Below are 19378 nucleotides of genomic sequence, written 5' to 3' on the forward strand. Positions count from 1 at the left end.
CGGGACGGGCTTGCCGCGTTAAGGCTTTGGCAAAACAGCCGCTGTGCGCCCGCCAAGCCCTATTTTTGGCCAAAGCTTTCATCTTGTCTATCCGCATCCATACCAGCGAGCTCGTCAAACGCTACCGCGCGCGCACCGTGGTCAACCATGTGTCGATCGAGGTGCGCCAGGGCGAGATCGTGGGCCTGCTGGGGCCCAACGGCGCCGGCAAAACCACGACCTTCTACATGACGGTAGGCCTCATCAAGCCCGACGAAGGCGAGGTGTTTCTCGATGATACCAACATCACCCAGTTGCCCATGTACAAGCGGGCGCAGATGGGCATCGGCTACCTGCCGCAGGAGGCTTCCATCTTCCGCAAGCTCACCGTGGAAGAAAACATCACTTCCGTGCTGGAGATGACGGGACGTCCGAAGCGCGAGCAAAAGGAAAAGCTCGAGGCCCTGCTCGACGAGTTCCGCCTGCAGCACGTGCGCAAGAGCAACGGCGACGTGCTCTCCGGCGGTGAGCGCCGCCGTACCGAGATCGCCCGCGCCCTGGCCGTGGATCCCAAGTTCATCCTGCTCGACGAGCCCTTCGCGGGTATCGACCCCATCGCGGTGGAAGACATCCAGATGGTAGTAGCCCGCCTCAAGCACCGCAACATCGGCATCCTCATCACCGACCACAACGTAACGGAAACGCTTTCCATCTGCGATCGCGCCTACCTGCTTATCGACGGTAAGATCTTTCGCCACGGCACTGCAGAAGAGCTGGCGGATGACGAGCAGGTAAAGCGCCTGTACCTTGGCCGCAACTTCGAGCTGCGGCGCAAGGATTACCTGCTGGAAGAAGCCGGCGTACCTAATCCGAGTAAGGGCTCAGGTCCCCTTTCGCCCGAGGGAGACATAGCCCCTCCAGAGTTACGCTCGTAACCTTTGCTCCGCCCGGTAATACCGGAAGGGGAGAGTAAACAAAAGACCCGGATCGCAAAGCGATCCGGGTCTTTTGTTTGAGTATAGCCTGAACCGAAAACGTCATCATACCGGTATGAATGGTTTTCAATCCTTCTTCACGGGAGATGCGCTTGCAGCCCGGCGCGATGACGCTGGAAATCCTGATCAGGTTGCAGGTTTCGATACCGGCCTGCCGGAGCGCTTCCTCGAAAGAGCGCAGCTCCTTTTCGTGCACGCCGATCCCCTTGGTCAGAAAGTAGCGGGTAGGAATCAGTTTCATGACTGATCTTGCGTAAAACTCATGCCGGCAATGGCATTTCGTAACTTTCCGCATGACCTGCACCATCCGGACCGCCACGGTTGCCGACGCTGAGCTTATTGCCGATATCAGCCGGCAGACCTTTTACGACACCTTCGCGCCCGACAACGACCCGGCGGACATGCAATTGTTCCTGGAGCAGCAATTCACCCGCGGCCGCCTGCTCCTTGAGGTTGGTCGTCCGGGGCTCACATTTCTTATTGCCTCTGTCAATCGCTCTGTTGCAGGTTATGTGAAGCTGCGCGATGCCCGCCCGCCCGCCGGCGTCGGGGGCGCGGCACTGGAGATTGCGCGGCTGTATGCACTCAAAGATTTTATCGGTAAAGGAGTTGGAGCCGCGCTGATGGGCGAGAGCCTGCGTATTGCCGGCGCGCTGCAGAAAAAGTGGGTGTGGCTTGGTGTATGGGAACGCAACGCCCGGGCCATTGCCTTTTACGAGCGCTGGGGATTCGAAAAGTTCGGCGAGTGTGATTTCCTGCTTGGCAGGGATGTGCAGCGTGACTGGCTGATGAAGCGGAGCCTGGGGTGAGTAAACCGGTTAATTGGTGAGGCGTTCATGACCGGTTGAAAGGTAGCTGGTTGAAAAAACGCTCCAGCAGGAAGGCGAGGAGCTTGTTGTCCATCTTGTCGATCGGGTGCGGTGTTGCCGGCAGCACGCCAAGCTGTGCACCCGGGATGGCCCGCGCGGCAGCAGCGGTTTCTTCAAGGGTTACCATATTGTCGCGGTCGCCCACCAGCAGCAGCACCGGCAGCTGAAGTGCGGCGAAAGTCGTGTTGTCGAGCAGTGGCTTTTCGCCAAGCCGCTGCATCAGGCCTGCCGTGTTGTGCACTACTTCTTTCCAGTTGAGCGGCGCATGGAGCGTGCGAAGCGCTTCGGCGAATGCCGGCACTTTTTGCTCCATCACATCGGGGTTGAGCATTCGTATTTCGCGTGCGGCGCCCTCGGGTGTCCAGTGCATTTTAGTGGCCAGGGTGACGATGCCGCCGATGAGTCCGGGCTCCTGTGCCGCGCGGTGCAGGGCCGCGTACCCGCCCATGCTGTAGCCGAAAACGAGCGGCTGCTCCAGCCGCTGTTGCCGTATATAATCGCCGATGAAGCGCGAGCAGGCTTCCATCGAAAGGTCCTCGCTGGCCTGGCCCGCATGACCCGGAAAGGCGGGCGTATGAACAGCATACCGACTTGAAAAGGCACCGGCAAGCTGGTGCAGCTGGGCCGGTGCGCCGAGGGCGCCATGCAGCAGGAGGAGCGCGCGCATAAGGAAGGGTTTTGGTGTGGGCAAAGTTATTGTAACGCAAGCGGTGGACATAAAACGGACGATCATGAAAAAAATAGTCTTTTGCGCCTTTGCGGCGCTGGCAATGGCGGCATGCGGTAATGGTGCCCTGGACGGGAAGGCGGAGACCGATACTACAACATTGCCGGCCGACACCGGTTATATGGATGCGATCAACGATACGGCACAGCATGTGAATACGCCCACCGGCACTTATCCCAACGATACCATCGCCCAGCATCATGTAAAAGGGGATGTGCGCTCTTCCAGCCCGACATCCACCGGCTCGCGGGGTACCACTCCGGGAAATGACACGGTGCGTCAGAAGCAATAACGAAAGGCTCTGAGGTTTTAAGGTTTTGGGGTTCTATGGTTTTGGAAATCGCGAAGGCATGGCGTAGGAGGCGCTACGCCTTTTCTTTTCGTGCATCGCCGGCGCGGTGGCCATCCTGCTCGCCAATAAGGCGCTCGGCAAGCTGTCGCAACTGAACGCTTTCTTTGAGCGGCTCGTAAAAGGCGGCCGGAGGCGGCTCTACGGCGAGGGGCGGTTCTTCGAGTCTGAATTGCGCAACGCCTCGGTCACGGAAACCGATATCCGCGAACAGTTGCGGCTGCTGCTCAACACCGGCCAGCTCGATGAGGTGACCGGAATATTTGTAGAGAAATCCGGCAAAATAAGCTTCACCCGGAAGTGACTCTTCCGTGCCCACCCGGCATGCGCGCGGTTTGAGTGCGTGGCACGGTTGTTTTAACTGCAATCGAAATTCCTGGTTACATGGTCAAGCTTTTTTGTTCGGAAGTGCAGGTAGAAGAGAACACCTTCGAGACCCTGATCTCCGTATTCAGCCGCTACGAAGGCACGTCTTTCGTCATCAATATCAAAGACCTCCGCATGGAGTCTTCCAAATCAAACGAAGAAACCCAGCGCCTGCTCGCCGAAGAACTCCAGGAAGCGATCTCGCGTTTTTATTCGAAGACACAGGCCGCGCAGTTGCGCGCGGTATGAACAGAATATCGAATTTGAAATATTGAATATCGGCGCTGTCCCCCTATCGGCGCGTTCTGCAATCTTTCGATTTGAACAATTGTTCGCACTTAATGTATCTATTCTGATAAGGCCCCGACGACACTGTCGGGGCTTTGCATTTCAATATCCGTTATCCGAAATTCGATATTCGTTATTCTTAGTGTATTTAAGACACAGTGCATTACTTTAGCCCAAAGTCTTGCAATATGTTTTTACGTCTCTGCTCCCTGTTGCTGTGTGCGCTCACGCTCGGTGCCCAGGCACAAACCGGCCTGGTCAACGGTCATCCCGCCTGGATCAATAACGGCAATATCTATGAAGTCAATGTGCGGCAATACACGCCCGAAGGCACTTTCAAAGCCTTTGAGAAGCACCTCCCCCGGCTGAAAGCGATGGGCGTGCAAACACTCTGGTTCATGCCCATCCAGCCCATTTCGGTGAAAGACCGCAAGGGTAAGCTGGGGTCTTATTATGCCATTGCCAACTATATCGCCATCAACCCGGAGTATGGAACCCTGGCCGACTGGAAGTCGCTGGTGAAAAAAGCGCAGGGTATGGGTTTCAAGGTGATCATCGACTGGGTGGCCAACCATACCGGCGGCGACCATTACTGGCTGACGAAGCACCCGGATTTTTATGTAAAAGACCCGAAGACGGGCCAGCCCCTGTCGCCCTTCGACTGGACCGATACCCGCAAGCTGGATTACAAGAACCCTCGCCTGCGCGACAGCATGATCGCCGACATGAAGTACTGGGTGCGCGAAAGCGGCATCGATGGCTTCCGTTGCGACGTGGCTTCTGAAGTGCCGAAGGATTTCTGGAGCCGGGCCATCCGCGAACTGCGAGGTATGAAGCCCGTCTTTATGCTGGCCGAAGCCAACGAGGCCTGGCTGCACGAGGCTGGCTTCGATGCTACTTACGGCTGGGACGAGTTTTCGACCATGAAGCGCGTGGCTGCCGGCGAGCGCGGTGCCCGCTCCATCGACAGCAGCCGCCTTAAAATTGCCGCCTACCCCAAGGGCGCGCTGCGGATGATCTTTACTTCCAACCACGACGAGAACAGCTGGAACAAGGCCGACTATGCCACGATGCCCGGCGCCGTCCACGCGCCCTTCGCTGTTCTGACCTTCACACAGGAGCATACCGTGCCGCTCATCTACAGCGGCCAGGAAGAGCCGTTCCTCGACTCGCTCAGCTTCTTCTATAAAGACACGATCGGCTTCCGCAAGTACGCGCGCGCGCCTTTCTACAAGCAGCTCACCGAGCTGCGGCGCAGCAACCCGGCGATGGCCTCCGACGCGCAATTCATCAAGCTGCAAACCTCCAACGACGATGCGCTGTATGCCTTCGAGCGCCGCAAGGGCAAGAGCAAGGTGCTGGTGATCCTCAACCTGAGCGCCCGCCCGCAGCAGCTTAGCTGGAAAACGCAGCCTTCGCAGGCAAGCTGGTACAATGTGTTCGGCTATATTACCGAGCCGGTCGACAAGGGCTTCAACATCGAGCCCTGGGGCTATGCGGTGTATGAGGTGAAGTAGTCGTGAATCGTCAAACGTGAAACCGCAATGACGGGCTACGCCCGTCGCTACGCACGATATCGGCAGCTTCGTACCTTTTCACCATGGAATGGCAACAGCAGTTGACAAACATGCGTGCGCATGCCGAAAGCGGCGCGTTGAAATCCTATGAAGGACGTCGCGATGCGCTGGAGCGGCTGCGCCGCTCGGTGCTCCGCCACGAGTCGCTGATCAACGAGGCCCTGATGGCCGACCTCGGCAAGAGCGTGGAGGAAACCTGGGTGACGGAAACCGGCTTCCTGCTTTCTGAGTTGCGGCATACGCTGAAGCATCTCAAAGGCTGGATGAAGCCGGAGCGCGTGAAGACCAACCTGCTCAACCAGCCCTCGAAGAGCCGCATCTACAAAGAGCCGCTGGGTGTGGTGCTGATCATCGGTCCCTGGAACTACCCGCTGCAGCTGCTGCTGGCCCCGCTGGTGGGCGCGCTGGCCGCGGGCAACTGCGCCGTGCTGAAGCCGAGCGAGCTGGCGCCGCGCACCTCCGATGCCGTGCGGCGCATCGTGGAAGATGCGTTCCGGCCGGAAGAAGTGCTGGTGCTGGAAGGCGAAGGCGCCGGGCTGCTCCCGCCGCTGATGCGCGGCTTTCGCTTCGATCATGTGTTTTATACCGGCAGCACCGCGGTGGGGCAAAAGATCTATGCGATGGCAGCCGAACAACTGGTGCCGGTGACGCTCGAGCTCGGTGGAAAAAGTCCCTGTGTGATCGAAGCCGATGCCGACCTGCGGGTGGCCGCCCGCCGTATTGCGGTGACCAAGTTTTCCAACGCAGGACAAATGTGCGTGGCGCCCGATTATGTGCTGGTGCACGAGTCGGTGAAAGCCCCCTTCCTGGAAAAGCTGAAAGAAACCATTCTGCAATTCTTTACCAATGACCCGGCACGCAGCGGGCATTACGGCAAGATCGTCAATGCGCGTGCCTTCGCGCGGCTGAAAGGCTACCTCGACGAAGGCAGCATACTCTTCGGCGGGCGGCATGATGCGGCGCAGCATTATATCGAGCCCACGCTGGTGGAAGTGCCCGACATCGATGCCGCGATCATGGGTGAAGAGATCTTCGGACCACTGCTTCCCATACTTACCTGGAGCAACTTCGAAGAGGCCCGCGCTATCATCCGCAGGAATGCCGACCCACTCGCCTTTTATGTTTTCACGCAGAGCGTCGAAAAAGAACGCCGCTGGATCGAAGCCGTGCCCTTCGGCGGCGGCTGTGTCAACAATGCCTCCTGGCACCTCACCAATCCCAACCTGCCTTTTGGCGGGCGCGGCAACAGCGGCATCGGCGCTTACCATGGCAAGGCTTCTTTCGACACGTTTACGCATCATAAATCAGTGATGAAAACGCCTACCTGGTTCGACCCTGATTTCAAGTACCCGCCGTTCAGGGGGAAGCTGGGGTTGTTTAAGAAAGTGATCCGGTAATAGATGGCAGATGTCAGATGTTTGATGTCAGATGTGCGATTGTTCTTGCGCCATTCCCGATTGCCGTTTCCCGACCTGCCTGCACCTAATTTTGCCCCATGATGACCTTTCGCCAGCGCCTGTTGCGCCTATTGTATCCTGCTTACATTAAGCTGGGCCGCTTTTTCGGACGCCACCGCACTGTTCTCAGCAATAGCGGCCGCGTGCCGCCCGCTGTACCGATTTATGCGCAGAAGGTGAAGCTTGCCAACGGGCAGGAGCTGCCGCTGGAGCGCTTTCGCGGGCGAAAGCTTTTGTTGGTGAATACGGCTTCGGACTGTATTTATACGGCCCAGTACCAGGAGCTGCAGGAGCTGATGGCGCATTACGGCGACGGCCTTGTGGTCATCGCATTTCCATCAAACGATTTCAAGGAGCAGGAGCGTGGCGGCGACGCGGAGATCAGCAACTTCTGCCAGATGAATTACGGCGTCACCTTCCCGGTAGCGCACAAGGCGTCGGTACGCAATGGCGCCGGCCAGCAGGAAGTGTTCCGCTGGCTCACCGATAAAAGCCAGAACGGCTGGAACACGAAGCCGCCCTCCTGGAATTTTTCCAAGTACCTCGTGAATGAACAGGGCGTGCTGACGCATTATTTTGATCCCGCTATCTCTCCCAAACACCCGGAGCTGCTGCGGGCTATTCACCACGGGTGAAATCTCAGATCTCCGATCGCAATTGATGAAACAGATCCTCGATCTGACATCTGACATCTGCCATCGTTACTGGCGCTCATAAGCGCCAAGGTCGGGCAGCGTGCCGACACTGCGGGGCTTGCCATCGAGGTCGATGAGGAGCGGCGTGGTGCTGCCTTTGTCGATGGCGGGGGAGCCTTCGGCAAGCCGGAAATTGTAGATGCGCGCGCCGTTGTCGACGGAGTCGAACAGGGGTTCCTGGTTGTTGATGGCGCCGGTGACAGTGGCGGGCGAAGGTGTGTTGCGCACGCGCCAGAGCACCTTGTCGAATACCGCGTTGAAGGTGGCGCCCTGCTTTGCCAGTTCCACCTCGTTATTCACGAAGCCGTTGGCTTCTCCCCAGAAGATGCAGTTGCGGAAGATGCCGTTGAAAGGCGCCGTGCGGCCAAGCCCGTCGAAGTCGGTGGCAACAAGCACGGGTTGCTTATGCACGTTAAAGCTGTTGCTGTAAGATACCGATGTGCAGTGTGTGAACCGGTAGTCGCCTCCGCCGGTCAGCTGGATATTGCTGCCTGAATTACTTACAAGAAGATTGTCGGCGATGACGGAGCTGTTGCTCGCCAGCAGGCCCGCGTCGTAGGCGTTGTCGATGATGCACTGCCGGAGTGTGAGCTGCGTGGCCGGCGCGGGGCCGCTGATGGCGACGCCCTGGAAGGCGTTGCGGATAACGGCGTAGGTGAGCTCGTTGTTACGGCTTGCGCCGGAGAAAAAGATCCCCGGCCAGGAGGCGGGAAAGTCGCGGTAGGGCAGGTCGAGGCGGTCGCCGGTGAACAGTACGCGGGTGCTGTCGTAGCGGTCGCCGGTTACTTCGAGGCGGCCATGCACGATCATGGGCGCATCGCCGTGGAAATACACGCGGGTGCCTTCGGTGATGCGGAGCGTTGCTGCCGTATCAACGGTGACGCTGCCGAGGATCACGTAGGGCAGGGTATTGTCCCAGGTGGTATTGCCCTGCACATGGCTGTTGCGCAAAAAGCGTGCATTCTGGCCGTAGGCATCGAGCTGCACGTAGCTGCGGTTGCCATTCCAGTTGATCTCGATGGAGTCCTGCACGATGAAGGGAAGGTTGCTGCCGTTGGGTTGGATGGTGACGGTAACGAAGACATAGAGCGAGTCGTTACCCGCGAGCTCGAGGTCGCGCACCTCGGGGCCGGGGATGCCGTCGACATTGATGCGGAAGGGCGAGGCCGCGCCGCCGGCGAGGCGGACCGAAGAAATACGGACGCCCGCGCTTTCATCGTTGAAGATCTTGATGACACCCGATGTGGATCCGGCACTTGTAAAGACCGTATCGAAGTGCAGCGTGTCCACGTTCGTACGCAGCGGTGCTGCGGCGCTGTTGGTGAAGCGGTCCTTACGACAGGCAATCAGCGATCCGATAAGCAGCAGGCACAATACCAGGTAGTGCGCGGGTTTCATGAGGGGAAGATAAAGAATGCGGTAATGTGGTAATGCGGTAATGTGATAATGGGGCATCAATTCTGATCGTCATTGCGAGGGACGGAACGAAGTGGAGGACCGAAGCAATCCCTACAGCTATGGCATTGCTCTATGCCGAAGCAAGGGAGTTGTCCCATAGATGGGAAGGTTGCTTCGTCGCTACGCTCCTCGCAATGACGGCGTTGAAGGGCCTCCTCGCAATGACGGCCGCAACGGTGCTTATCCCGCCGCAATGCAAAGGGTGGCAATACTCAAGCTCACGCCTGGTACTGCCAGCAGGGCACGGCCGCAGGCTTCGAGGGTGGCGCCGGTGGTTACGACGTCGTCGATGAGGAGGAGGTGCTTGCCGCGCAGGCGGTCGGGGTCAGAAACGAGGAAGCGGCCCTCCATATTCTGCCAGCGTTCGATGCGGCTTTTGCGGGTCTGGGTGTCGGTGGCGCTGGCGCGCTGCACGGCGTCGGACCACACGGGGCGGCCCCAGGCGGTCTCTATGCCCTGGCAGAGCGCGGTGGCCTGGTTGAAGCCGCGGGCGCGCTCACGCGAGGGATGGAGCGGCAAGGGCACCAGGGCGTCTACCGGTGCGAAGCGGCCGGCCGCGGCGAGGCGGGCGCCCATGATGCCGCCAAGGTAGCGGGCAAGGTCCTGGGCGCCGTCGTACTTGATGCGGTGCATCAGCGACTGGATCATCGACTCCTTGGTGAAGTAGAATTGGGCCGTTGCCTCCAGCAGCGGCAGGCGGCCCCAGAAGAGGCGGTCAACGGGATTGACGCGGTGGCGCTCGAAGCCCGTGTGGGGCAGGAGGGCCTGGCAGCGGAGGCAGAGCCACTGGCTGGCGGCGAGGCTGTCGTTGCCGCAGCCGGCGCAGTGGTGGGGATAGGCCAGGTGCAGTAGGGCATCCGAAACGTCTTTCAGGAAGCGGAGCATGGCGGTAAGCTAGCAAGGGGGACGGGCCTGGCCATGAGGATTTCAACAGGAATTGGTGGGTTTTTCCCGGGGTTGATGCCGGGGTGGGCAGGCGCCGCCGCTATGCGGCGCATCGCTACAAGCATCGCTGCACCGACCTGCTCCCCTCTCCCTCCGGGAGACGGGTTGGGGGTGAGGGGAAGGGAGCACCCGCCAACGGCGGTTCAGGGTCCCCGACCCGCATACTAACGGCGGCATCACTGCCAACCGGGGGCATCCTTCGACTCCGCTGCGCTCCGCTCAGGATGACAAGGTGCGGGCGCGCCTTTAAATCAGACGTCAGACATCCGACTTCAGCGATTCCTTTCGCGCCATTGCTGGCTGAAGCTCTTTTTCGGGAAGTGCAGGGGGCTGCGGTGCTTTTTCCAGTCGGGCACGAAGGTGTTGACCACCCAGCCTTTGATGCGGCCGGAGGCGAGGTCCATAAGGGAGCGCTTGAGCATGGCCATTTTCCAGAAACGCCAGGCGGTGCGTTCGCCGAAGGTGTAGGCGCCGCTCTCCACCGCTTCGGCGCGGTTGTCGAGCAGCAGCTCGTGCAGGTTGATTTTGACGGCGCATACCTCGGTGCAGTTGCCGCACAGCGAGGAGGCGTAGGAGAGATGCTTGTATTCGCCGAGGTCTTTGAGGTGCGGGGTGATGACCGAGCCGATGGGACCGCTGTAGGTGGTGCCGTAGGCGTGGCCGCCGATGTTCTTGTACACGGGGCAGGCGTTGAGGCAGGCGCCGCAGCGGATGCAGTAGAGGCTTTCGCGCTGCTTCGGGTTCTGGAGGATGTTGGTGCGCCCGTTGTCGAGCAGGATCACGTACATCTCCTCGGGGCCGTCTTCTTCCTCACGGCGCTTTGGGCCGGAGATGATGGAGTTGTAAACGGTCATGCGCTGGCCGGTGCCGTAGGTGGCCAGCAGGGGCCAGAAGAGCGCGAGGTCGGTGATGGAAGGCAGCACCTTTTCGATACCTACGATGGCGATATGGGTGCGCGGGTAGGAGCAGGAGAGACGCCCGTTGCCTTCGTTTTCGGTAACGGCGATGGAGCCGGTATCGGCAAGGATAAAGTTGGCGCCGGTGATGCCGATCTCGGCCTGGCGGTATTTTTCGCGAAGCTTTTCACGCGCAACGAGTGTCAGCTGCTGCGGCGTGAGGTGGGGCGGCGTGCCCAGCTTGTCGGCGAAAAGACGGGCTACGTCCTCCTTGCTCTTGTGCATGGCGGGCGTCACGATGTGGTAGGGCGGCTCGTCGTCGAGCTGCTGGATGTATTCGCCCAGGTCGGTCTCCACGCTTTCGATGCCGTGCTTGTTGAGGAATTTATTGAGGTGCAGTTCCTCGGTCACCATGCTCTTGCTCTTGACGATGGAGCGGCAGTCTTTTTCGCGGGCGATGCGCAGGATGTGCTCGTTGGCTTCCTCGGCGGTTTCGGCCCAGAGCACCTTGACGCCGTTTTTGGTGGCGGCGGCCTCGTAGGTCTCCAGTTGCTTGTCGAGGGTTTCGATGGCGCGCCACTTCACATTCTTGGCGCGCTCGCGGGCGAGGTGCACGTCGGTAAACTGCTGCTTGCCTACGGGTACCACGGCATTGTAGCGGGCAATATTGAAGTTGATCTTGCGGCGGTGTTCCTTATCGGCCGCTTTGATCGTGCTTTTGGCGTGGAAGGTGGATGCTTGGTCGGACATCAGGCTTTGTTGGCGGCTTTAGCGTCGAAATGGGCGATGGCGATCTGGTGGAGGGTTTCGTAAAATTCCTTGCCGAAGCGGCGCTCGATGGGCTCCTGGAGAAACTGGTACACCGGCATCTTGGCTTTTTTGCCGAGGCTGCAGGCAGGGCGGCAGAGCGTTTCGCGCGGCTCGTAGTTGACCATGGTATAGCTCTTTCCCTCCGTGATGCGGATGGGGAAGAGGTGGCAGGAGATGGGCTTTTTCCAGTCGAGCTTGCCTTCGAGGTAAGCGGCTTCGATGCCGCACTTGATGATGCCGTGCTCATCGCGGAAGCCGTAGGCGCATAAGCCGCCGTCGATGGTGGGCGTCACCCAGCCAAACTCGCGGTCATAGATATAGCGGCCCTGCCGCTTCAGCTCGGCCTTTCCTTCGGGCGTGAGGTAGGGCTCGAAGGCCTCGAAATGCTTGTCCAGCTGGCCTTTCTCCTCTTCGGTGAGCGGGGCGCCGGCGTCGCCGTCCTCGCAGCAGCCGCCCTTGCACTTGGCAAGGTCGCAGATGAATTTCGCTTCCACCACCTCGTCACTCACCAGTATGTTGTCAATCGCGATCAAATCAGGAATTTTTGCAAAGTTAGGAAATCAGCGCCGCAAGCGGCGGAGAGAACGAACGCGTATTCCGCTTGCGGAATAGGCGGATTGCTTATGATTTGTTATGATTGGCTGACGCACGCATCTAAAACTGCGTCAATCAAAAAAATCATAAAAATCTGCGTTCTTTCTCTTCTTCGGCGGCTAGCGCCACTGCAGCGTGTTGATCAGGTGCTCCACATCCTGGCGGAGAAAATCGCTCACCGGCTTCAGCGAGTCTTCGTTGGGCGTGGCGTTGAAGTAAAGCGCGCCGCGGAGGAAGTGCCTGGTGGAATCGGTGAGGAAGAACTGGGTGCCGGTGGCCGTGTTACCGCGTAGCGTGATGAACACGCCTTCGATGCCGTTGGGCGATACGAAGGGCTTGTGGTCGATGGCGGAAGCCTTGTAGGTATGTTGCTTGTAGGAAAGCTCGTAGGCGTCGGCAACGAGTGAGTCGAACTTGTTGCGACCGATCTCCTTGTAAGAAAGGTGGATGCGCCCGCCGAACTGCGGGAAGTCGATGTTGAGCCAGTACGGGTTTTCGGCAAGCTCGTCGAAGAAAAGGGTATCGCGTACCACCTGCCCGTATTTCGGGTATTCGAATGTATATGGGAACCCGGGCTGGTCGAAGCGCACGTATTCCTTCTTCGGTAGCTCAATGCGGAAGTAGCCGCGCGGCTTTACCGTGTAATCGCTGTTGCAGGCGGCGATGAGAAGGGAAAGAAACAGCAAGGGGGCGAGGCGCTTCATGGGTGCAAGTTAAGGCTGCTGCGCAGCGGGAAAGAAGGAACGCAGATTTTTTATGATCTGTTATGATGAACGCAGATATCGGTACCAACATGCGTGCAAATCATAACCGATCTGCATATTCCGCCTGCGGGATCAGCGTTCCTTCTCTTCGCGCGTCACTTTAACGCTGGTGATGCGGTTGCGGCTGATCTCGAGCACGGTGAACAGGTAGTTGCCCGCGCGCACCGAGGAATTGATCTCTGGAAAGGCGCCGGCGATCTCGAGTACGAGGCCGCCCACTGAGTCGCTCTCGCCCTTGTAGGAGTCGAAGGTGTCGAGGGGCAGGCGCATGGCGCGGCACATGTCGTGGAGCATCAGCTTGGCGTCGACGATCCAGGTGTTTTCGTCCACGGCCTTCACGCTGGTTTCTTCTTCGTCAAATTCATCGCGGATGTCGCCGATGATCTCTTCGAGAATGTCTTCCATGGTGACGATGCCCGAGGTGCCGCCGAATTCATCCACCACTACGGCAAAGTGAATGCGCTTGGCCTGGAACTCCTTCAACAGGTCTTTGATGTATTTGTTTTCGGGCACGAAGTAGGGCGGGCGGATCAGCAGGTGCCAGTCGAAGGTGCCGCCCTCGTTGAGATGTGCCAGGAGGTCTTTGGTGTTGATAATGCCGACGATATTATCGAGGTTGGTCTTGTAAACCGGGAGGCGCGAATAGTGGAGCTCCTCTACGCGGCGCACCACGTCGGCAAAGGGCAGGGTGTGGTCGAGGCCGTTCACTTCCATGCGGAACTTCATGATCTGCCGCACCGTGATGTTGCCGAACTTGACGATGCCCTTGAGGATGTTCTTTTCCTCGATTGTGCTTTCGGCGGAGTTTACCTCGATGGCGGCGTCGAGCTCGCGCATGGAAGCGCTCTGGTGCTCGTGCACGCCCGAGCGCTGCGCGATGCCGTCGGCAATGCCCACCATCTGCAGCGATACGCGGCGCAGCAGCAGGTGAAGAAACTCCACCACCGACGCGGCGAAATAGGCGAAGCGCAGGTTGTGCTGGGTGGCCCACACCTTCGGCAGGATCTTTCCGATCAGCACGAGGATAAAGGCTATGGATACGATCTTGATCAACCACTGAAGCCAGGCCGGGTGCAGGGCCTGCAGGGCCGGCGTAAGCAGGAAGTTGGACAGAATGATGATGGCGATGTTGAAAAAGGTTCCGGCGATGAGCAGCGAGGTATACACCGCCTTGCGCTCTTCGAGCAGGGTAACGATGCGGCGGGCGGCGTCGTGCTGCTTGGTACGCAGCATGTTCACGTCTTTGGTCTGCAGGGTAAAGAGCGCCACTTCCGAGCCCGAGGTGATGAAGCTGAGGAGCAGCAGGATGGCCAGCAGCACGCCGAGGAAAACGGCGCTCTGCGAGTTGACGTACAGGAGCGTGAGGGTGGAAGGGTGAAAGAATTGGGCAGCCGTGTGGTGGTCCAAAGCAAGGAATTTGGTGAACAATTGTTTTCCCGGCGCGGGGCCCGGAAAGCATTTCGAAAGCTACAAATTTATCGGGAAACGGGTAACGGCAATCGTGAACCGTGAAATGCGTCGTGCGACGCCGGCGGGCGTAGCCCGTCATTGCGAGCGGAGCGAAGCAAACTCCGGCGTTACGCAGGGTGTTCGTGGCCGAAGACTTTGCGCATTGAAGTCCTCACAGGCGCCGACCAGTCTTAAGGTCGGGGAGTTTGCTTCGCTTCGCTCGCAATGACGCCAAAGGCGTCGCGCAAGCGACGCCTTTGGAGATCCGCGGCTCACGCCCTCAGAACGAGAGGTCCTCGTCACCCCCGACACCATGATGCGGGGCGCCCGGCTCCATGCCGCCTTCGTTGCTGTAGCCGCCCTGCCCGTTGGCGTCGTTGCGCTTATCGAGCATAATGAGGTTGTCGCCCACCACCTCGGTGGCAAACTTGCGGTTGTTGTCTTTGTCTTCCCAGCTGCGCGTGCGCAGTCGGCCTTCGATATAAACGAGTGATCCTTTGTGCAGGTATTTCTGGGCCAGTTCGGCGAGGCCGCGCCAGAGCACCACGGTGTGCCATTCGGTTTGCGACACGAGTTTGCCCGATCGGTCCTTGAAGGTTTCGGTGGTGGCCAGCGGGAATTTGGCCACGGCGATATTTCCCTCCAGGAACTGGATATCGGGGTCTTTACCCAGGTTGCCAATCAGCATCACGCGGTTTACGCCTCTCATACCGTTCTTTTTTCAGGGGTTAACTGTTTCATCGATTCTTCAAAGCCGTTCATGGCATTGAAACAATCAAATTTGTTGCCAGCAAAAGAGGAAATCTTTTGATCTCCGATGTGCGATCTCCGATTTGTTTGGTCGTTTCGAGCGCAACCTCATGGAGCTCAATCCTAAATCCGACACCGGAGATTGGAGATCACACATTTTTCAAAAATGCGCCTACCGTTTTTGGGTAGGGATGCGTGCCAACAGCAGTTTTCGCCACCCATTCAAAGCCGGGAAGAGCCGGACGTTGGTTCAGCTCCAGGTGTAGAAAGGCAAAGTGGATGAGCTGGTGCGAAAGGCGTTGCCGGCCTTTCCCGCCGGCGCTGATCACACTTGAGGATCCGGGTGCAATCCGGTACTCTTTCTGAAGCACATCCAGCAGCTCTTCTTTCGACAGAACGTGCTCCGCCTCCACCAGCAAGGGTTCCCACAGATCCTGCCAGATGTCTTTGCCGCTCCGCGGATGGAGCGCCACAGCGCCGTTATGCTCCAGCAGGATGTAATGAAACCAGCGCTCGCGAACAGCGGTCTTTTTGGCTTTTACGGGAAGGATGCTCTGGCGGCCGTGCAGGTAGGCGCCGCAATGGTCGCGGTAAAAGCAGCGGGCGCACTCGGGCACGGGTTTGCACAGGGTGGCGCCGAAATCCATCAGGGCCTGGTTGTAGATGGCGGCGCGGTCCAGGGGCAGCTCATCCTGGGCTTTTTCCGCAAACCAGCGCTTGCCGGCGGTGCTGTCGATGGGGGTGTCGTTGTTCCAGATACGGGAAAGCACGCGGTATACGTTGCCGTCGACAACAGCATAAGGCAGGTTATAGGCAAAGGAAGCGATGGCCGCGGCGGTGTAGGGGCCGATGCCGGGCAGCGCCAGGATGGCTTCGTAGGTGCCTGGAAAACGGCCGCCGTGCTCATCCGTAATTCTACGGGCGGCGGCGATGAGGTTGCGGCAGCGGGCATAGTAGCCCAATCCTTCCCAGAGCTTGAAAACAGCGGCTTCCGGCGCGCGGGCAAGGTCCTCAACCGTAGGGAAGGCCGCGAGAAAGCGTTCGTAGTAGCTCCAGCCTTGCTCCACGCGGGTTTGCTGGAGAATGACCTCCGACAGCCAGATGCGGTAGGGGTCGGTTTCTCCCTTCCAGGGCATGGGCCGGTCGTTTTCCGTGGCGTTCCAGCGCAGCAGCGCTTCCGCGAAGCGGCCACCCCCTTTTTTTACCCCCTTTCCCTGCTTCATGCCGGCAGAACAATTTTTTTCAAAAATGGTTTATATTTACTTGACAATCACCGGCTTTCGGATTATATTACAGACACAAACCTTGAACCGCTATGAGAAAGGCAGATTTAGTCAACCAGATTTCCGAGAAAACGGGCATTCCAAAGGTAGATGTCCTGATGACCCTCGAAGAGATGTTCCGCGAGATCAAGACCTCACTCTCGAAGGGGGAGAATATCTACATCCGCGGCTTCGGATCCTTCATTACCAAGAAGCGCGCTGCCAAGATCGGCCGCAACATCAAGAAGAACGTCGCGGTGCACATCCCGGAGCATTTCATTCCCGCGTTCAAGCCGGCAAAGGAATTTGTTGCCGAGGTGAAGAAAACCACGGTAGCGGAGTAACTTTGCGGCCTCCCGCGTCACGCGGGATACCGCTGAATGAAGAAACAACAATGGACCGTCCTGGGCATCGTTGCCCTGCTGACGATCGGCATTTACGCCCTCACACAATCGCAGATTTTCGGATCCAAGGCTCCGAAAGGCGAGAACACCGGCTCCACGGTGCACGGCCCCGGCGACGGCCACGATCATGACGCCGCCCCTTTCACAACCGATACCCTACTTGCCCGCGCCCGCCAGCAGCTCGCACCCGCGCAGCGTGCCCGCCTCGCCCTGCTCGAAAGTTCCATTTCGCGCGGCGACGTGCAGGGGCAGAAAGAGCACCTCTATCACCAGTTGGCTGCCTTCTGGCGCGACTCTGCACGCCTCTTTGAGCCCTACGCCTGGTACACCGGCGAGGCCGCCCGGTTGGAAAATTCAGAAAAAACCCTCACCTTTGCAGCCCATTTGTTCTTAAACTCCCTACGCGAGGAGGAAGATCCGGCCCTCAAAAGCTGGAAGGCCCTCCAGGCAAAGGACCTGTTTGAGCGCTCTTTGCAAATCGCCCCGGCAAACGATTCCAGCCAGGTGGGTCTCGGTTCCGTCATCCTGTATGGCGGTCTCGGCTCCCCGATGGACGGGATTGCGAAGATCCGCGCCGTGGCCGACCGCGACTCGACCAACGCGTATGCCCAGATGACCCTCGGTGAGGCCTCACTGATGTCCGGGCAGACCGACAAGGCCATCGACCGCTTTGAGCGCGTGGTGCGCCTGCAGCCCAACAGCCCCCAGGCTGTGTTGCTGCTGGCCGACGTGCACGAGCGGGCCGGCCATAAGGCCGACGCGGTACGCTGGTACCGCCGCAGCCTGCAGCTCGTGCTTCCCGGAGCTGTGAAAGCGGAGGTGGAGCGGAGGATCGCCGAACTGAACAAGTAATTGATTGATCATTAATAAAATAATTTAAACAATGCCCTGCGGTAAGAAAAGAAAGCGTCATAAGATCGCTACCCACAAGCGTAAGAAGCGTCTGCGTAAGAATCGTCACAAGAAGCGTAAGTAAGCTTTCGACGCCCCACAAATACGTGCCGGGAAGGACTTCAGTGCCCTTCCCGGCACGTATATTTATTGATTGCTGATTGCTTTCCCGAAACTTCGGACCCCTGTGCCGGCATCTCCCGTTCCTGTCCTTCTCTCTAGGTTCCTGCAGCACCCGGCCCCAGAGGCGCAATCGGCGTCTATTTCCCCTTTACCCAAAGCTGTAGTAATGTGAACAAAGAATTAATCATCAATGCCGCTCCGCATGGAGTGGACATTGCCTTGCTAGAGGACAAGAAACTGGTAGAACTACACACAGAAAAGGTAGACGCCCGCTTCGCAGTCGGCGACCTCTACCTGGGCAAGGTCAAGAAGCTCATTCCCGGTCTCAACGCCGCATTCGTCGACGTGGGCCACGAGAAAGACGCCTTCCTGCACTATACCGACCTCTCGCCCTACGCCCGCTCGCTCCTGAAATTCACCGCCGCCGCCATCGGCGACAAGTCGGCCGAAGGCATGGACTTCGCCGTATTTCCCAACGAGCCCGAGATCGTCAAGACCGGCAAGATCTCCGAGGTGCTCAATGGAAAGCCCAATATTTTGGTGCAGATCCTGAAAGAGCCCATCGCCGCCAAAGGCCCGCGTCTCTCCTGCGAGATCTCGCTTCCCGGCCGCTTCGTGGTCATCACCCCCTTCAACGACATCGTAGCCGTTTCGCGCAAGATCCACTCCTCCGAAGAGCGCAAGCGCCTCCAGCGGATCGTGGAATCCATCAAGCCGAAGAACTTCGGTGTCATCGTGCGCACCGCCGCCGAAGGCAAAAACACCGCCGAACTCCACGAGGATATCTCCGAGCTCGTAGCTACCTGGAAAACAATCCAGAAGAACCTGCGCGGCGCCACACCGCCCGCCAAGATCCTGAGCGAGCAGACGAAGACGACCTCCATCCTCCGCGACCTGCTGAGCGCCGACTTCAACAAGGTGGTGATCAACGACAAGGAGCTTTTCCAGGAAACGAGAGCGTATATCCAGAAGATCGCGCCTGAAAAGGCGGATATCGTATCGCTCCACCAGAACGGCAATCCTATCTTCGACACCTTCGGCATCACCAAGCAGGTGAAGTCGGGTTTCGGCAAGACCGTCAACCTCGAAAGCGGTGCCTACCTGATCATCGAGCACACCGAGGCCCTGCACGTCATCGACGTCAACTCGGGCTATAAGAGCGTGAGCAACAACCAGGAGCAGAATGCCTTCGAGACCAACCTCGAGGCTGCCAAAGAAATTGCCCGCCAGCTGCGCCTGCGCGATATCGGCGGCATCATCGTGGTGGACTTTATCGACATGAAGCTGCCGGAGCACAAGAAAAAGCTCATGGAAGCCATGGAGGAGCATATGCGCACCGACCGCGCCAAGCACGCGGTGCTGCCCATCTCCAAGTTCGGCATCATGCAGATCACGCGTCAGCGCATGAAGCCGGAGATGAACATCAACACCCAGGAGGTGTGCCCCACCTGTCAGGGCACGGGCAAGATCCAGAGCACCATGCTGCTCGAGGACGATATCGAGAAAAACCTCAACTACCTCATTACCCACCGTCATTCCGACCTCACGGTTGCTGTGGGCCCGATCCTCTACGCCTACCTCACGAAGGGGCTCTTCTGGAGCTCCAAGGCCGCTAAATGGCGCCGCAAATTCGGCCAGAAGATCACCATCAAGGAAGACTCCACCTACCACCTTACGGAGTACCATTTCTTCAATAAGGATGGCGAGGAGATCAAATTGTAAATCTCAGA

Annotated in this window: 21 protein-coding genes; 11 read left to right on the top strand and 10 right to left on the bottom strand. The window is 58.7% G+C overall.

Features of this window, described 5'->3' with window-relative positions; translation table 11 throughout:
• Window positions 1-83 precede the first annotated feature (83 nt).
• Window positions 84-914 (top strand): LPS export ABC transporter ATP-binding protein, encoded by an 831-nt coding sequence (lptB, locus tag EPD60_RS08420; protein ID WP_207896569.1) that lies wholly within the window; start codon window positions 84-86, stop codon window positions 912-914.
• Here lptB and EPD60_RS17385 read toward each other — a convergent pair.
• On the bottom strand, window positions 844-1281 hold the full coding sequence (locus tag EPD60_RS17385; protein ID WP_131448749.1) for a pyruvoyl-dependent arginine decarboxylase: 438 nt from the start codon (window positions 1279-1281) through the stop codon (window positions 844-846). The two genes, lptB and EPD60_RS17385, sit on opposite strands and share 71 nt — an antisense overlap.
• On the opposite strand from EPD60_RS17385, the gene EPD60_RS08430 reads away from it, so the two are divergent.
• A complete protein-coding gene (locus tag EPD60_RS08430; protein ID WP_131448751.1) occupies window positions 1268-1783 on the top strand; it encodes a GNAT family N-acetyltransferase in 516 nt (171 codons plus the stop codon). The genes EPD60_RS17385 and EPD60_RS08430 overlap by 14 nt on opposite strands.
• Window positions 1784-1808: 25 nt before the next feature.
• Here the strand turns inward: EPD60_RS08430 and EPD60_RS08435 are convergent, their stop codons facing one another.
• Window positions 1809-2510, bottom strand: coding sequence for an alpha/beta fold hydrolase (locus EPD60_RS08435; protein ID WP_165871481.1), 702 nt, complete (start codon window positions 2508-2510; stop codon window positions 1809-1811).
• A 64-nt stretch (window positions 2511-2574) separates the two neighbouring features.
• Here EPD60_RS08435 and EPD60_RS08440 point away from each other — a divergent pair, with 64 nt between their 5' ends.
• From EPD60_RS08440 to EPD60_RS08465, 6 genes are all read left to right on the top strand, one after another.
• Complete coding sequence (locus EPD60_RS08440; protein WP_131448755.1) at window positions 2575-2862, top strand: hypothetical protein; 288 nt, start codon at window positions 2575-2577, stop codon at window positions 2860-2862.
• A 106-nt stretch (window positions 2863-2968) separates the two neighbouring features.
• The gene (locus EPD60_RS08445; protein ID WP_131448757.1) at window positions 2969-3223 is read left to right on the top strand and encodes a YetF domain-containing protein; all 255 of its coding nucleotides are present in this window, start codon (window positions 2969-2971) and stop codon (window positions 3221-3223) included.
• Between the two features lie 80 nt (window positions 3224-3303).
• On the top strand, window positions 3304-3534 hold the full coding sequence (locus EPD60_RS08450; protein WP_131448759.1) for a hypothetical protein: 231 nt from the start codon (window positions 3304-3306) through the stop codon (window positions 3532-3534).
• A gap of 227 nt (window positions 3535-3761) precedes the next feature.
• Window positions 3762-5090 (top strand): alpha-amylase family glycosyl hydrolase, encoded by a 1329-nt coding sequence (locus EPD60_RS08455; protein WP_131448761.1) that lies wholly within the window; start codon window positions 3762-3764, stop codon window positions 5088-5090.
• 83 nt (window positions 5091-5173) lie between these two features.
• Window positions 5174-6547: an aldehyde dehydrogenase gene (locus EPD60_RS08460; RefSeq protein ID WP_131448763.1), complete on the top strand. Its 1374-nt coding sequence runs from the start codon at window positions 5174-5176 to the stop codon at window positions 6545-6547.
• Between the two features lie 98 nt (window positions 6548-6645).
• Complete coding sequence (locus tag EPD60_RS08465; RefSeq protein WP_243647790.1) at window positions 6646-7242, top strand: glutathione peroxidase; 597 nt, start codon at window positions 6646-6648, stop codon at window positions 7240-7242.
• A 66-nt stretch (window positions 7243-7308) separates the two neighbouring features.
• On the opposite strand, the gene EPD60_RS08470 is transcribed toward EPD60_RS08465, so the two are convergent.
• From EPD60_RS08470 to mutY, 8 genes are all read right to left on the bottom strand, one after another.
• Window positions 7309-8700: a choice-of-anchor Q domain-containing protein gene (locus EPD60_RS08470; RefSeq protein WP_131448765.1), complete on the bottom strand. Its 1392-nt coding sequence runs from the start codon at window positions 8698-8700 to the stop codon at window positions 7309-7311.
• A 240-nt stretch (window positions 8701-8940) separates the two neighbouring features.
• Window positions 8941-9645 (bottom strand): ComF family protein, encoded by a 705-nt coding sequence (locus tag EPD60_RS08475; RefSeq protein ID WP_131448767.1) that lies wholly within the window; start codon window positions 9643-9645, stop codon window positions 8941-8943.
• Between the two features lie 332 nt (window positions 9646-9977).
• Window positions 9978-11351 carry a LutB/LldF family L-lactate oxidation iron-sulfur protein gene (locus EPD60_RS08480; RefSeq protein ID WP_131448769.1) on the bottom strand — a complete coding sequence of 458 codons (1374 nt, stop codon included), beginning with the start codon at window positions 11349-11351 and terminating at the stop codon, window positions 9978-9980.
• Window positions 11351-11944 carry a DUF3109 family protein gene (locus EPD60_RS08485; protein ID WP_131448772.1) on the bottom strand — a complete coding sequence of 198 codons (594 nt, stop codon included), beginning with the start codon at window positions 11942-11944 and terminating at the stop codon, window positions 11351-11353. Before EPD60_RS08485 ends, EPD60_RS08480 begins: the two co-directional genes overlap by 1 nt.
• Window positions 11945-12124: 180 nt before the next feature.
• Window positions 12125-12709: a gliding motility lipoprotein GldD gene (gene gldD / locus EPD60_RS08490; RefSeq protein ID WP_165871482.1), complete on the bottom strand. Its 585-nt coding sequence runs from the start codon at window positions 12707-12709 to the stop codon at window positions 12125-12127.
• 132 nt (window positions 12710-12841) lie between these two features.
• Window positions 12842-14176: a gliding motility-associated protein GldE gene (gene gldE / locus EPD60_RS08495; protein WP_165871483.1), complete on the bottom strand. Its 1335-nt coding sequence runs from the start codon at window positions 14174-14176 to the stop codon at window positions 12842-12844.
• A 322-nt stretch (window positions 14177-14498) separates the two neighbouring features.
• Window positions 14499-14927 carry a single-stranded DNA-binding protein gene (locus EPD60_RS08500; protein ID WP_131448776.1) on the bottom strand — a complete coding sequence of 143 codons (429 nt, stop codon included), beginning with the start codon at window positions 14925-14927 and terminating at the stop codon, window positions 14499-14501.
• Window positions 14928-15117: 190 nt separating this feature from the next.
• Window positions 15118-16191, bottom strand: coding sequence for an A/G-specific adenine glycosylase (gene mutY, locus EPD60_RS08505; RefSeq protein WP_131448778.1), 1074 nt, complete (start codon window positions 16189-16191; stop codon window positions 15118-15120).
• A 92-nt stretch (window positions 16192-16283) separates the two neighbouring features.
• Between mutY and EPD60_RS08510 the strand changes: the two genes are divergently transcribed.
• The 3 genes from EPD60_RS08510 to EPD60_RS08520 all read left to right on the top strand — a co-directional run bounded on the left by EPD60_RS08510 (window position 16284) and on the right by EPD60_RS08520 (window position 19370).
• Complete coding sequence (locus EPD60_RS08510; RefSeq protein ID WP_131448781.1) at window positions 16284-16574, top strand: HU family DNA-binding protein; 291 nt, start codon at window positions 16284-16286, stop codon at window positions 16572-16574.
• Window positions 16575-16610: 36 nt separating this feature from the next.
• Window positions 16611-17486: a tetratricopeptide repeat protein gene (locus tag EPD60_RS08515; protein WP_131448783.1), complete on the top strand. Its 876-nt coding sequence runs from the start codon at window positions 16611-16613 to the stop codon at window positions 17484-17486.
• A gap of 330 nt (window positions 17487-17816) precedes the next feature.
• Window positions 17817-19370: an Rne/Rng family ribonuclease gene (locus EPD60_RS08520; protein ID WP_131448785.1), complete on the top strand. Its 1554-nt coding sequence runs from the start codon at window positions 17817-17819 to the stop codon at window positions 19368-19370.
• The last annotated feature ends 8 nt before the right edge of the window (window positions 19371-19378 follow it).

Source organism: Flaviaestuariibacter flavus, assembly GCF_004337505.1.
GTDB classification, from domain to species: Bacteria; Bacteroidota; Bacteroidia; order Chitinophagales; family Chitinophagaceae; genus Flavisolibacter; species Flavisolibacter flavus.